Raw genomic sequence first — 13,905 nt, forward strand, 5'->3', positions numbered from 1 at the left:
TATCATTTCATTCTATATGACTAGTCATGAATTTTTAATGACTAGTCATAGTAGCGGAGTGAATGATGAAGACACTGGCAAAGGATTTTTTATGGGGCAACTCGGTTTCCAGCATGCAGACGGAAGGTGCGTGGAATGAAGGCGGAAAGGGGATGTCGGTATACGACATTCGCGAGCCCTCAGAGTTTGCCTCTGACTGGAAGGTGGCGACCGACTCCTACCATCGCTATGAGGAAGACTTTGATTTAATGCAGGATCTAGGGATGAACTGCTACCGCTTCCAGATTTCGTGGAGCCGCATTTGCCCGACCGGCGATGGCGAGTTCAACGAAGAAGGTATCGCCTTCTACCACCGCTTTATCGACGCTCTGATTGCCCGCGGCATTGAGCCGATGATTTGCCTGTACCATTTTGACATGCCGCTGGCGCTGGCGAATGAGTATAACGGCTTTATCGATCGCCGCGTGATGGAGGCGTTTGTGCGCTACGGCAAGAAAATGATCGACTGCTACGGCGACAAGGTGAAGTACTGGCTGACCTTCAATGAGCAGAATATTTTCCACATGCCGATTGCGTTCCGCATTGCGGGATATATGCATGGCGATGAAACGCTCCGCGAGCTGTACGAGATCCAGCATTACACCATGATGGCGCACGTCCATCTGACCGCTTACCTGCATGAAACCCAGCCCGGCAGGCTGATGGGGGGGATGCTGGCGCATCAGCTTATCTACCCGGCGACCTGCCAGCCGCGCGATATTTTCTGCGCTCAGCAGCATGATGAGTTTCTCAACCAGAACCTGCTGCGCGTCTATGCCGGCCAGGGCTACAGCCCCGAGGTGATGGCCGTGGTCGCCCGTGAAGGCTTCGAGGATATCTATCGCGCAGAGGATTTAGCCCTGATTGCGCAGAATAAAAATGACTATATGGCCTTTAGCTACTATGCCAGCCGCACGCTCAGCAGCGATCCGATCCCCGAAGGCACCGAGGTGAACTACTACATGCAGTTCGGCGATAAGGACAACCCGTACCTGAAGTCTACGGAATGGAACTGGCAAATCGATCCGCTCGGCTTTCGTACCATCATCACCCGCTACTACAACGACTGGCGCCTGCCGGTATTCCCGATTGAAAACGGTATCGGGGTGATTGAGTCCTGGGATGGCGAAAACATGATTGCCGACGATTATCGTATCGCCTATCACCGCGACCATATCAACGCCATGAAAGAGGCGATTTTTGAGGACGGCGCGAAGGTGATCGGCTATCTCGGCTGGGGGCTGATCGATATTCTCAGCTCCCAGGGCGATATGCGTAAACGCTACGGGGTGGTGTACGTCAACCGCGAAAACCACGATCTTAAAGACCTTAACCGCGTGCCGAAGAAAAGCTATGCATGGCTGAAACGAGCGATCCACAGCAACGGTGAAGAGATGTAGTTCGCGCGGGCCGCACCGGGTTATCGCCGTCAGATTTCAGGCCGCGGGCGCGCTGCCTGCAACCTGAAGCCTGGCGGGGAATACGGGTAAGTGATGAAGAGGATTCTGCAAAATGTCTGATAATACAACGTCCAGTATGCAGTCTTTGACCGATCGCTTTGTTGAGTTTTCCGCGCGTATCGCCAACCAGGTACACCTGCGTTCGCTGCGCGATGCGTTTGCCGGGGTGATGCCGATTTTCATTCTGGCAGGGCTGGCGGTACTGGTGAACAACGTGGTGTTTCCCTGGATACTGGAGGGCGACACGCTGGTGCGCTTTAAGGTATGGGGCGATGCGATTATCAACGGGACGTTGAATATCGCCGCGCTGCTGATTGCGCCGATGATCGCGTGGTCGCTGGCGCGTAACAAAAACTTCGCTAACCCGGTTTCGACCGTCGTCATCGCTATTTGCAGCTTTATTATTATGATGCCGATGCAGGTGGATCTGGTGCCGGTTGGCGGGAAGGCGACGGTCAGCCTGACGTCGGTACTGACCTTCGCCAACATCGGCTCTACCGGCATTTTCGCCGGCGTGCTCATCGGCCTGGTGGCGACAGAAATCTTTATGCGCATCGCCGGAATCAAGCGCCTGACCATCAACCTTGGAGAGAACGTGCCGCCGGCGGTGGGCCAATCGTTTTCGTCGCTCATCCCGGCTATCCTGACGCTGTCGATGTTTGCGGCGCTGGCCGCCCTGCTGAATAACCTGCTGCACACCGATCTTATCCATCTGATCACCACGCTTATCCAGCAGCCGCTGCGATTGATTAATACCAGCCTGCCGGGGACTATTTTTATCTACAGCTTCGGCAACTTCCTGTTTACGCTGGGTATTCACCAGTCGGTTGTGAACAGCGTGGTGCTGGAGCCGTTCCTGCTGATTAATACCAATGAGAATATGCTGGCCTACGCCAGCGGCCAGCCGATTCCGCATATTATTAACAATATTTTCGTGCCGACCTTCGGCATGGTGGGCGGTACCGGCAGCACCATCTCTCTGCTGATCGCCATCTTTCTCTTCTCGCGCCAGCAGGCCTCGAAGCAGGTGGCGCGCCTGGCTATTACCCCGGGGCTGTTCAATATCAACGAACCGGTGATTTTCGGCCTGCCGATCGTTTTCAACGTGCCGCTGATGATCCCGTTCGTGCTGCTGCCCGCCATCGGCATCTTTTTCGCCTGGCTGTGCACCACGCTCGGGCTTATGTCGCGCTGCGTGGTGATGATCCCGTGGACCACGCCGCCGGTGCTCAGCGCCTGGCTGGCGACGGCGGGGGACTGGCGGGCGGTGGTGGTGCAGTTGATAATCATCACCTTTGGTGTATTCTTCTACCTGCCATTCCTCAAAATATCTGAGAGAGTGGCGTTAAAAAACAATGGGATAAATGAATAATAAGGAAGGGCGATGGCGGCGAAGTATCTTTTGATCGCGCGGGAAATTAAAAAGCGGATTATCAGCCAGCAGTACCCCGCCAGCATGCCATTACCCGACCAGTTTGCGCTGGCGGCGGAGTTTAACACCAGCAGGATGACCATCCAGCAGGCGATGCGCCAGCTTATTGTTGAAGGATTGATTTATACCCGCAAGGGGCAGGGCACCTTCGTGCGTAAAAACTTTCTTCAGCTTTCGCAGTGGGATCTTCCGGGAAGCGACTATTTTGGCGCCACCAAAACCTGGGCCCATCTGGGGGCGGTTAGCAGCAAGGTGGTGCGCTTCGAGCTGCGCTTTCCCAGCGAGAAGGAGCAGACTTCGCTGCTGATTAATGCCGATTCGCCGGTTTATGACTTCGTGCGCCTGCGGCTGCTCAATGACGAGCCGATGTCGCTGGACGCCACGGTGATGCCGGTGAATCTGGTACCCGGCCTGAATAAAAGCCACCTCGAAAGCTCCGTATTCCAGTATGTTGAGACGCTTGGGCTGAAGATAATGGGGTCGTACCGCGTGGTGCGCGCCATTAAGCCCGGCGAGCTCGAACAGCAGCACCTGGTATGCGAAGCCGGCGATCCGGTGCTGGAAGTTGAGCAGGTTATCTACCTGGAGGACGGTACGCCGCTGGAGTACGCCCACTGTCACTACCGCTACGATCACGGCGGCATCGTTATCGTTAACAACGGCTGACGTCAGGCGAAAAGAAAAGGGCGAGGTTTTCACCTCGCCCTTTTTTGTGCATGGCGCTCAGGATCAGTTCAGACGAACCGGCATACCGGAACGGTTCTGCACCGCCTGCTCAACCACGCTCTGATCGACGTCGGACTGGCCGGTAACGGCCTGTACGGATTTGTTCAGCGTAATCGGGACGATTTCACCGCCCTGGAACTGGGCTTCAGTGGTCGACAGCGGGTTATGGACTTCAACGTAACGGCTGCCGTCCGGCTCGCTGGTGGCTTTCACCGGCTCATCGATAAATTCGACGCGGGTGCCGACCGGCACATTCTCAAACAGGAATTTGATATCGTCGTTACGCAGACGGACGCAGCCGTGGCTTACGCGCAGGCCGATACCGAAGTTGGCGTTGGTACCGTGGATCGCGTACAGACGACCGATATACAGCGCGTACAGGCCCATCGGGTTATCAGGGCCGGCCGGCACCACGGCCGGCAGCGGGTTACCGGCTGCGATGTATTCGGCGTGCATTTTCGCCGTCGGCGTCCAGGTCGGGCCGGCTTTCTTGCGCTCAACCTTGGTCACCCAGTTGATCGGCGTATCTTTGCCGAGCTGGCCGATACCAATCGGCAGCACGATCACGGTGTTAGTGCCTTTCGGGTAGTAGTAAAGACGCATTTCCGCGCTGTTGATGACGATACCTTCATGCACGGTGTCCGGCAGAATCAGCTGCTGCGGGATATTCAGCACGGTGCCGCCTTTCGGCAGATAGGTATCCACGCCCGGGTTCGCTTCCAGCATGTTGGACAGACCCATCTGATATTTGGCGGCGAAATATTCCAGCGGCTGTTTGTTGTCGTCCGGAACCGTAACAACCTGGTTCTGGCCAATCAGTCGGCTACCGTCAGTCGGCAGGGGATAGGTTACCGCGGATGCGGTATTGCAAAAGCCCACGATGGCGAAGGCTGCCGCAAGGAGTGTCGATAATTTCATATTCATCATGTCGTGTGCGATGTTAAAGCCACACAGGCCTTTGTTTGATTTTTCAGGGAGTAGATGGGAGCGCATTATATGTGCATTCCCGCCAACAGGGAAATGAGATGTGTACGAAATCACACTTTTTTGCCGGTTGTTTCAACTGTCGTCCTTTGGCTGCTCAGGCTGCGTCGTCGGAGGGGCGATCGCACGGCATACCTGGTGCCGCCGGGCCGCCGCTGAGGCCTGCCGGACGCCGCCGGCTGAGGTCAAAAGGCGCCGAACGCGGCGCCAGCGGTAAGGGAATTCACCGCAGACCGTGAAAAGAGATGGTTTTGCTGGCATAATGTCCGATGTGTCACACTTCTCATTCTCTTTTTTCAGGATAACCCCGTGCTAGTATCCAGCAACGTCACCATGCAGTTTGGCAGTAAGCCGCTGTTCGAAAACATTTCCGTCAAATTTGGCGGCGGCAACCGTTACGGCCTGATTGGCGCCAACGGTAGCGGTAAATCTACCTTTATGAAGATCCTCGGCAACGACCTGGAGCCAACGCTGGGCAACGTCTCCCTCGATCCGAACGAGCGTATCGGTAAGCTGCGTCAGGATCAGTTTGCGTTCGAAGAGTTCACCGTGCTGGATACGGTCATCATGGGCCACGGCGAGCTGTGGGAAGTGAAGCAGGAGCGCGATCGCATCTACGGCCTGGCGGAAATGAGCGAAGCCGACGGCTATAAGGTGGCGGATCTGGAAGTGACCTACGGCGAGATGGACGGCTACTCCGCCGAAGCCCGCGCCGGCGAGCTGCTGCTCGGCGTCGGCATCCCGGTTGAACAGCATTACGGCCCGATGAGCGAAGTCGCTCCCGGCTGGAAGCTGCGCGTACTGTTAGCCCAGGCGCTGTTCTCCAACCCGGATATCCTGCTGCTCGACGAACCGACGAACAACCTCGACATCGATACCATTCGCTGGCTGGAGCAGACGCTTAACGAACGTGACAGCACCATGATCATCATTTCGCACGACCGTCATTTCCTCAACATGGTGTGTACCCACATGGCGGATCTCGACTACGGTGAACTGCGCGTGTATGCCGGTAACTACGACGAATACATGACCGCGGCCACCCAGGCCCGCGAGCGTCTGCTGTCTGATAACGCCAAGAAAAAAGCGCAGATTGCCGACCTGCAATCCTTCGTCAGCCGCTTTAGCGCCAACGCCTCTAAATCACGTCAGGCGACTTCTCGCGCCCGTCAGATTGATAAAATCAAGCTCGATGAAGTGAAGGCCTCCAGCCGTCAGAACCCGTTCATCCGCTTCGAGCAGGACAAGAAGCTGTTCCGTAACGCGCTGGCTGTCGAAGAGCTGGCGAAAGGTTTTGATAACGGCCCGCTGTTTAAAAAATTCAATCTGCTGCTGGAAGTGGGCGAGAAGATTGCCATTCTGGGTGCCAACGGCGTGGGTAAAACCACCATGCTGAAAACCCTGGTGGGTGAACTGACGCCGGATAACGGTAGCGTTAAATGGTCTGAGAATGCGCAGATTGGCTACTACGCGCAGGATCACGCCGAAGACTTCGATAACGATCTGAGCGTGTTCGACTGGATGAGCCAGTGGAAGCAGGATGGTGACGATGAGCAGGTTGTGCGCAGCTTCCTCGGCCGCCTGCTGTTCAGCCAGGACGATATCAAAAAGCCGGCAAAAGTGCTGTCAGGTGGCGAAAAGGGCCGCATGCTGTTCGGTAAGCTGATGATGCAGAAACCCAACATTTTGGTGATGGACGAACCGACCAACCACCTGGATATGGAATCTATCGAATCGCTCAACATGGCGCTGGAGATGTATCAGGGCACCCTGATTTTCGTCTCCCACGACCGCGAGTTCGTCAGCTCGCTGGCCACCCGGGTGATTGAAATTACGCCGGAGCGCGTCGTCGACTTTAGCGGTAATTACGAAGATTATCTGCGCAGCAAAGGCATCGACGGCTAACCGTCTGCCGTCCCGGCGCTGCCGGGAGTGAAACAGAAGCCCCGGCCAGCCTCGCGCGACCGGGGTTTTTTATTGCCCTTAGTCCAGCAGCCACTCGCCGACGTCTTTACCATTCACCGACAGCCGGCGCTTTTCACCGGCGGGGAGCGTTATCTTCAGCGCCTTCCACGCCGGGCGGTAGCGGCCGCGCGCGTTCACCTGCAGGCTGATGGCGCTGGCGCTGCAGGTCATTTCCCACCCCAGCCACAGCGCGTTGCCCTGCCGATAGCCCCAGCTCTCGCCGTCGTCTTCAAAGAGCAGGCCGCTTGTCGAGCCTGCTCCCTTCAGCGGAAACAGCTTCAGCTCGCGGCTATCGTCTTTTTTGGCGTCGACGTGGACGATCCTTTCGCTGACCGGCAGACCCGCCCCGGCGCGCACCATCAGCGGCAGTTTTTCCAGCGGCGCATCGAGCGTTATCCATTGGCCGCCGGCGAACCACTCCCCGCTATAAAAGTCGTACCAGCCGGACTCGTTTTCCGGCAGCCACGTCGGGCGCTGGCGCTGGCCGGGCTCCACGACGCTGGCGACGAGGAGATCGCGGCCGAGCAGGAAGTCGTCGCACTCCTCGAAGGTCTGCGGGTCATGCTGGTGATCGAGGAAGGTCGGGCGCAGCATCGGCTCATCGTCAGCGTGCGCCTGCCACAGCAGGGTGTAGAGGTAGGGCAGCAGGCGATAGCGCAGCTCAATCGCGCCGCGAATCGCCGGCAGGACCGCCGGATACATCCACGCCTCGTTAACCGTCCGATCGTCGTTCCATGAGTGGATCGTGAAGCGCGGATGCATCACCCCGTTCTGCACCCAGCGGACGAACAGTTCGGCATCCGGCTTATCGCCGGAGAAGCCGCCGACGTCGTGACCGACGTTATAGAGGCCGGAGAGGCTCATCCCCAGCCCCATGCGGGTGTTGTAGCGCAGGGTATCCCAGCTGGTGCGGTTATCGCCGCTCCAGGTTTGCACGTAGCGCTGCATCCCGGCGCAGCCGGAGCGCGAGATCAGGTACGGGCGTTTCTCCGGGGCGAAGCGCTGCTGGGCCTCCAGCGACGCGCGCATCATCAGCAGCGGCATCACCGGACGGATATGCTTGATGGCAATCTCCTGGCCAAAACCGTGGCAGCGCGCCTCGCCGTCCCAGACTTCAAATTCATTATTGTCGTTCCACGTCGAATCAATCCCCATCTCCAGCAGCTGAGCGGTGACCCCCTCCTGCCACCAGGCGACGGTTTGCGGGTTGGTGAAGTCGAGGTGGGAACCTTCGTCATCCCAGAAGCTGGAGCGCTCCGGGGATTCGCTTTCGGAGTCCTGAATAAACAGCCCGCGCTCCGCCACCTCGCTATAGCGCGGGTGATCCTGCAGCAGGCAGGGCTTGATGTTGGCCGCCAGCTTGATGCCCGCGTCGTGGAAGCGCTGGCTCATCACCTTCGGCTGCGGAACCTTGTCGTAATTCCAGTTAAAGACGTAGCGCTTACCGCCGATCGAGGTATAGCCGGAGGAGAGCTGGAACGAGTCGCACGGAATGGCGTGCTCTTCGCAAAGGCGGATAAAGTTCATCAGCTGGTTTTGCGCATCCGGCGCATCGGTGTAGTGCATCGTCGAGCCGCTGTAGCCCAGGCTCCACTTCGGCCCGAACAGCGTTTTTCCGGTCAGGCGGACAAAGGCTTTGGTGACGTCCAGCACGCGTTTGCCGGTAAACATGTAGTAATCAATATCTCCCGCCTCGGCCTGCCAGCGGCGATAGGCGGTGTGATAGTTGTCGATTTCGTTGCCCAGATCCAGCCAGCAGCTGCTGAGGTTATCGTAGAACAGGCCGTAGCTAATATCGCCGCGCTGGGTGATGGTGAAGGGGATGTGCTTATACAGCGGATCGGTGCTGACGGCGTTATAGCCCATCGCATCCAGGTTGCGCATCTCGTAGCGATTCCCGTTGCGCAGCAGGTTGCCCGCCTTCTCGCCAAGACCGTAGAAGCGTTCATCTTGACGTCGGCTCTGGTAGTGCGCGACGCCATCGCCGTGCGCGTTCACCAGATAGGCGCTGGTCGGGCGGTCGTTGGCCAGCGGTTGCCATTCTCCGGCATCGTCGCGGTAGCTCCACTCCAGCCACAGCGGCTGGTGGACGGTGACGCGCAGCCGTTCGGTGGCGACCGTCAGGGTCTCCTGCTGCTGCTCCAGGCTCCAGGCGGGAAGGGTAAAGCCGCTGACGTCGTCGCGGCTGCGTCCCTCCCAGGGGACGTCCTGCTGCGGAGCGATGCTCCAGGTACGATCCAGCGCCAGCTCCCCTCTGCGCTTAAGCAGGACGCGGAACAGGTTTTCTTCCAGTACGTACAGGCACAGGGTGTGCTGCCCGTCGACCGCCAGCTCTACGTGGTGGGCCAGCTGCTGTTGCAATTTCCAGTGTTTCAACGTTTTCATTTTTACATCCACTCTCAGGCGCGCTTGGCGCGACGTTCAGCAATAAAAGCCACCAGGAAAACCGCGCCAATCAGGTCAAAGAAGCCCATGGCGACGAATAGCGGGTTGAAGCCAATCTTGTCGGCGGTCACCCCGATTAATAGGGAGAACAGGAAGCTGGCGATCCAGGCCGCGGAGCCGCGCATGCCGTTGACGGTCGCCATCTGGCCCTTATCGAACGACTCCACCACCAGCGCGCTCAGCATGCAGGAGATAATCTGGTGGCCGAAGCCGCCGATGGAGATCAGGATGATGGTGATGTAGGGGTCGCGGGTAATGGCGACGAGGGCCAGAGAAATCATCAGGAAAGCGCCGGTCAGCGAGCTTGCTACCACGGAATTAACCCGTGAACAGCCGAACCAGCGGGTGTACAGTTTGGTCAGATAGCCGCTGACCACGCTGCCGAGATCGGCGGCGAGGAACGGCAGCCAGGCGAACATGGCAATTTGCTTCAGGTCCATGCCGTGCTCTTTGGCGAGGTACAGCGGCACCCAAAAGCTCAGGACCGCCCAGGCGGGCTCCGCCATAAAGGCCGGGATCGCAATACCGTAGAAACGCTTATTTTTCGACACGGTTTTCAGCGCGGTAAAGAACGGCAGCTTCACCGCCGGCGGCTCGTTGTCCTGACGAATGAACTCCAGCTCGGTCTTGCTCAGATTCGGATGCTTCTCCGGATTGTTGTAAAACACCCACCACAGGATCACCCACAGCAGCGCCAGCACCCCGGTGAACATAAACGCGCCCTGCCAGCCGAAAGAGGCGTGGGCAAAATAGATGATCGGCGGCGCCAGCATCGCGCCGACGGAGAAGCCGACGCCGGCCCAGCCGGCGGCAATTGGGCGTTCAGATTTTGGAAACCATTCGCCGATGGTTTTGGCGTTGGCCGGGGTTGCGGCGGCTTCTGCTCCGCCCATGAAAAAACGCAGGATCGCCAGATGCAGCCAGCTGCCGGCACCGGCGTGGGCGATACAGGCCACGGCCCACAGGGTGGCGCAGATCATAAAGCCGAGCTTCAGGCCAATAACGTCAATAAGCCAGCCGCAGAGTGGCTGGAAGAGGGTGTAGGCCAGCTGAAAAGCGCCGACGATCCATGAATACTGCTCGGTGGTTATGCCCAGCGTCACCTTCAGCTCGGGGGCGATAATGCCTAAGGAGTTGCGGGTAATGTAGTTAACGGTGACGCCGAGTAAGAACAGGGTCAGCATCCACCAGCGTAGGTTTTTGACTACGCGGCGCGATTTACTGACCGCCATATCGTTGTTGAGGCCTTGGCTCATAGAACTCTCCACAAGAATTTTGTAGGGGGAAATGACCGATGCTCAGTCCCTGAGTTGTCATACCTGTTTTATTAACGCTATGAATATTATTGTTTTATTTATCTGGTTTTCCGTATAACTAGTATGGAAGTTATCGGACCAATTCAGGTTAAGATAGAAAATGAGCGGCCAATAGTCTTATTTATGCAACTTTTTTCATGAGATGAGGAAAAGCTCACGACAGATAGCGAATCTGGCTTGATAAACTGCTTTTTAGCGCCATGAAAATTCTTTCATTTGCAAGATGGAGCTGGATCACAAAATGGATAAAAAGCTGAGAATTGCCGAAATCGCGGCCCGCACGGGGATGTCGGCGAGTACCGTTTCCCGGGTGCTGGCGGGCAAAGCGAACACCAGCGAAAAGGCGCGCCAGCGGGTCCTGCAGTGCGCCCGCGAAATGGGGGTGATGGAGGGGCTCGCCGCCGGACGCATGCTGCTGAACAGCCTGGTGGTTTTCGCCCCTTCCCGGGCGTTTGATGAGCGCTCCGATATCTATTACTACCGCGTGATTCAGAGCATTAATAATGCGCTGGCGCCGCATGAGGTCCGCCTGCGAACCTGCGCGCTGGAAGAGAACGACAGCGATGCCAACCTGTTTTTGGCCCGCATGAACGAGGCGGAGACCGAGGCGGCCATTCTGCTGGGCATTGACGATCCGCATATTCACGATCTGGCCGCCGATTTCGCCAAACCCTGCGTGCTGATCAACTGCCGGGATGAGGGCATGCGCCTGACGTCGATCGCCCCGGATCACCGGCTGATTGGCCAGTTTGCCGCGCGCTATCTGTTTGAGATGGGGCATCGGGCGGTCATGAACGTGATGTGTCTGCGGCGCTACACCATGGAGCTGCGGCTGGTGGGCATCAAGGAGGCCTGGCGGGCGCGTAACCTACGTTTCCTCGACGGGCGAGATCTGATCGGCGTGGCGAACTTCAGCGCCAGGGAGACGGAGGAGCAGGTAGGAGAGTGGCTCAATGCTCAGGCGGGTAAGCCGCTGCCGACGGCCTTCCTGGTTGGCGGAGATTATATGGTGGTGGGGACCGTGAACGCCTTGCAAAAGCGCGGCCTGCGGGTTCCTCAGGACATCTCGGTCATGAGCATCGACGGGTTTAACCTCGCGGCTATCCAGGATGTGCCGCTTACCGCCGTCCACGTCCCGCGCGATGAGCTCGGCACTGAGGCGGTGCAGCTCCTGCAGCAGCGGCTGATCCGTCCCCACGCCCCGCGCGGTTCGCTGCTGCTAAACGGGACGCTGGTGGTTCGGGATTCGGTACGGCGGATACGGCCCGGCAGCCGCCGCACCGCCGTTGAGCAACAGGGGCTGTACGACGATTAAACGTCGATACCCAGCGCGCGTTTGCCGTGAACGTTGAGATCGTCGAGGGTAAAGCGCGCCTGCCAGTCGGTTTCGTAGTCTTCGCGCGGGAAATCGCCCGGCGATGCGCCTTTCTCTAGCGCGATTTTAACCTTGTGCGCGTAGGCGAGATTCTTCTCGCACAGCGGGGCGGCGGGGATATACATCACGTTGCCCCAGCCCTGCTGGTTTTCGACCGGCGCCACCGAGTGGATCACGTCGCAGTGCCACCACACCGAATCGCCGGCGCTGATGGCCGGGATCGCGCTTAGCGCTTTGATCAGCAGCGGGTGCCATTTCTCGGAAATCGGCAACACTTTACCCGGCGCCACGCCGCACAGCTCATCGTCAGGGACGTCGTCGAGCAGCGGACGCAGCAGAACGTAGGCCATCGCCTCCGGAATCGGCACCACGTGCAGCAGGCCCTGATCCGGGATCATATCGGAGAGCGCCGTCCAGCCCTGGAAGGTGCGGAATACCGAGCATTTGGTGGTGTTGTCGACGGTGTACTCTTCCACTTCGGTCCGGTGCGCCGCATCCCACGGGTCGTAAGCGTCAATATTGCCGTTAAAGACGTTGGCGAATACCTGCTGATAGGCGGGCAGCAGCCAGCGCTCGAGGGCGCCTGAATCGGTGTGCGCCCCCAGCCCCTTCGAGGTGGTGCCCGGCGGGCGGCGGCGGATGCGGTCAGGATAGATAACGCTGACGTCCGGGTCGAACCACTGCTTGCCGTCATGGCTGAAGGTCCACAGGCGGTTAAGGAACGACTGCACCGCGGCCATCTCGTCGCTCTGCCGCGCCTGCATCTGCGCCTGCGACCAGTAAATCGGGTAAATCTCCGGACGCGAGGCGTCGAGCGAGCCGAAGAAGGTATCGCCGGGGCCTTTGTAAACGTCGTCGAAGCGGTTGAGATCGAGGTATTCCAGCATCGAGTTATCCCACGCCAGCGCCCGCTCGCGTGAGAAGTGACCTTTGATCACCGCGCAGCCGCGGCGTCTGATGGCCTCGCGCTGGGCATCGCTCACTTTGCCCTGCGCAATATCGCTGAACGGGATAATCGGCCAGACCTCTTCCCCGCGCGCCTTGATGGCGTCAATTTCGTCCAGACGTGCGCTAATCCGCGCCGTCAGCCGATCGAACACGGCCTGCACATCGCCAATTTGCGCGCGCAGATCCTGTTTTATTTGTCGAATCGCCGCTTTGTGGTCGGCGGGGAGCGTTTCGCTGGTATGGATAACCGTCATGATAGCCTCACTTTGCTTTCATTCGAAAGTATTAAATCTTACAAACGTTAATTTAAGTTAAATTTAAGTTAATGCAAGTTTAAAAATTGGATGAGGTGCACAAAATGGAAAAAACCGGGGCAGGAGGCCCCGGCGGCAGGCTATTCGTTGAAGGGGGCGGCGTGGTCCACAACGGCCTGAATCACATTCAGCGCGCCGTGGTGGTTATTGTCATCGGTCGCAAAGCGGGAGATGGCCTTGATGCTATCGGCGGCGTTGCCCATAGCGAAAGAGTACTTCACCAGCTTCAGCATTTCGGCGTCGTTGCCGCTGTCGCCAATCGCCACGCACTCCTGCGGCGAGATGTGCCAGCGTTTCAGCAGGCGGCTGATACCGTTAGCTTTATGCAGGCCGGGGATAATTAAATCGACGAAGCCAAAGCCGCTGGTCACCGGCTTCATGATGCCGTCCAGCGAGACGTGCAGCTTATCAATAAGCTGCGGGATATCGCTGTCCGGCAGGTTAAGCGAGAACTTAAACAGCGTGTCGTCGATATCATGGTAACTGGCGATGCGCTGCAGACGATGATAGTGCTTTGACATCAGCGCGACGAAGCTGTCGGGCGCGCGGTCGCTGACGTAGGCGCTTTCAAGGCCGCAGGCGACGAAGTTGAGCTGCGGGTCTTTGAGCAGCTCGCCGATCACAATCTGCGACTCATGGCGGGTCAGCTCGCCGTGAAACAGCTGCCGGCCGTGCTCGTACACCAGCGCGCCATTCTCGGCGACGAAGGAGATCTGCTCGCGAATTTCCGGGAAAAAGGAGATCAGCTGGTAGTACTGATTGCCGCTGGCGACAACGAATTCAATACCCTGCTTATTGAGCTGCGCGAACTGCGCAAGAAAACGCGAGCGGTCATACTGCTTGGCGTCATTGAGAAAAGTTCCGTCCATATCAGTGACGATAACTTTAATGGTCATACCTA

Annotated in this window: 10 protein-coding genes; 5 read left to right on the top strand and 5 right to left on the bottom strand. The window is 58.1% G+C overall.

The window, feature by feature from the left end; genetic code table 11:
* Positions 1-62: 62 nt before the first annotated feature.
* The 3 genes from GO007_RS03090 to GO007_RS03100 all read left to right on the top strand — a co-directional run bounded on the left by GO007_RS03090 (position 63) and on the right by GO007_RS03100 (position 3,597).
* Entirely contained in the window at positions 63-1,439 is a 1,377-nt protein-coding gene (locus tag GO007_RS03090) for a glycoside hydrolase family 1 protein (RefSeq protein ID WP_095095409.1), read from the top strand.
* A 112-nt stretch (positions 1,440-1,551) separates the two neighbouring features.
* Positions 1,552-2,871 (top strand): PTS sugar transporter subunit IIC, encoded by a 1,320-nt coding sequence (locus GO007_RS03095; RefSeq protein ID WP_095095412.1) that lies wholly within the window; start codon positions 1,552-1,554, stop codon positions 2,869-2,871.
* A gap of 12 nt (positions 2,872-2,883) precedes the next feature.
* Positions 2,884-3,597 (top strand): GntR family transcriptional regulator, encoded by a 714-nt coding sequence (locus GO007_RS03100; RefSeq protein ID WP_076945013.1) that lies wholly within the window; start codon positions 2,884-2,886, stop codon positions 3,595-3,597.
* A gap of 63 nt (positions 3,598-3,660) precedes the next feature.
* Here GO007_RS03100 and ldtB read toward each other — a convergent pair whose 3' ends face one another.
* Positions 3,661-4,581: a L,D-transpeptidase gene (ldtB, locus tag GO007_RS03105; protein WP_045855429.1), complete on the bottom strand. Its 921-nt coding sequence runs from the start codon at positions 4,579-4,581 to the stop codon at positions 3,661-3,663.
* A 369-nt stretch (positions 4,582-4,950) separates the two neighbouring features.
* Between ldtB and GO007_RS03110 the strand changes: the two genes are divergently transcribed.
* Complete coding sequence (locus GO007_RS03110) at positions 4,951-6,546, top strand: ABC-F family ATPase (protein ID WP_095095416.1); 1,596 nt, start codon at positions 4,951-4,953, stop codon at positions 6,544-6,546.
* 78 nt (positions 6,547-6,624) lie between these two features.
* Here the strand turns inward: GO007_RS03110 and GO007_RS03115 are convergent, their stop codons facing one another.
* Together GO007_RS03115 and GO007_RS03120 are read right to left on the bottom strand one after the other, a co-directional pair.
* Positions 6,625-8,991 (bottom strand): glycoside hydrolase family 31 protein, encoded by a 2,367-nt coding sequence (locus GO007_RS03115; protein WP_095095419.1) that lies wholly within the window; start codon positions 8,989-8,991, stop codon positions 6,625-6,627.
* Positions 8,992-9,005: 14 nt separating this feature from the next.
* Complete coding sequence (locus GO007_RS03120) at positions 9,006-10,307, bottom strand: MFS transporter (RefSeq protein ID WP_095095422.1); 1,302 nt, start codon at positions 10,305-10,307, stop codon at positions 9,006-9,008.
* Positions 10,308-10,608: 301 nt separating this feature from the next.
* Here GO007_RS03120 and GO007_RS03125 point away from each other — a divergent pair, with 301 nt between their 5' ends.
* Positions 10,609-11,682, top strand: coding sequence for a LacI family DNA-binding transcriptional regulator (locus tag GO007_RS03125; protein WP_095097996.1), 1,074 nt, complete (start codon positions 10,609-10,611; stop codon positions 11,680-11,682).
* On the opposite strand, the gene GO007_RS03130 is transcribed toward GO007_RS03125, so the two are convergent.
* Positions 11,679-12,944 carry a DUF1479 domain-containing protein gene (locus GO007_RS03130; protein WP_095095425.1) on the bottom strand — a complete coding sequence of 422 codons (1,266 nt, stop codon included), beginning with the start codon at positions 12,942-12,944 and terminating at the stop codon, positions 11,679-11,681. The two genes, GO007_RS03125 and GO007_RS03130, sit on opposite strands and share 4 nt — an antisense overlap.
* A 140-nt stretch (positions 12,945-13,084) precedes the next feature.
* On the bottom strand, positions 13,085-13,900 hold the full coding sequence (locus GO007_RS03135) for a Cof-type HAD-IIB family hydrolase (RefSeq protein WP_095095428.1): 816 nt from the start codon (positions 13,898-13,900) through the stop codon (positions 13,085-13,087).
* Positions 13,901-13,905 lie beyond the last annotated feature (5 nt).

This window comes from Klebsiella sp. 10-1 (genome assembly GCF_009758445.1).
In the GTDB taxonomy this organism is placed as follows: Bacteria; Pseudomonadota; Gammaproteobacteria; order Enterobacterales; family Enterobacteriaceae; genus Klebsiella; species Klebsiella scottii.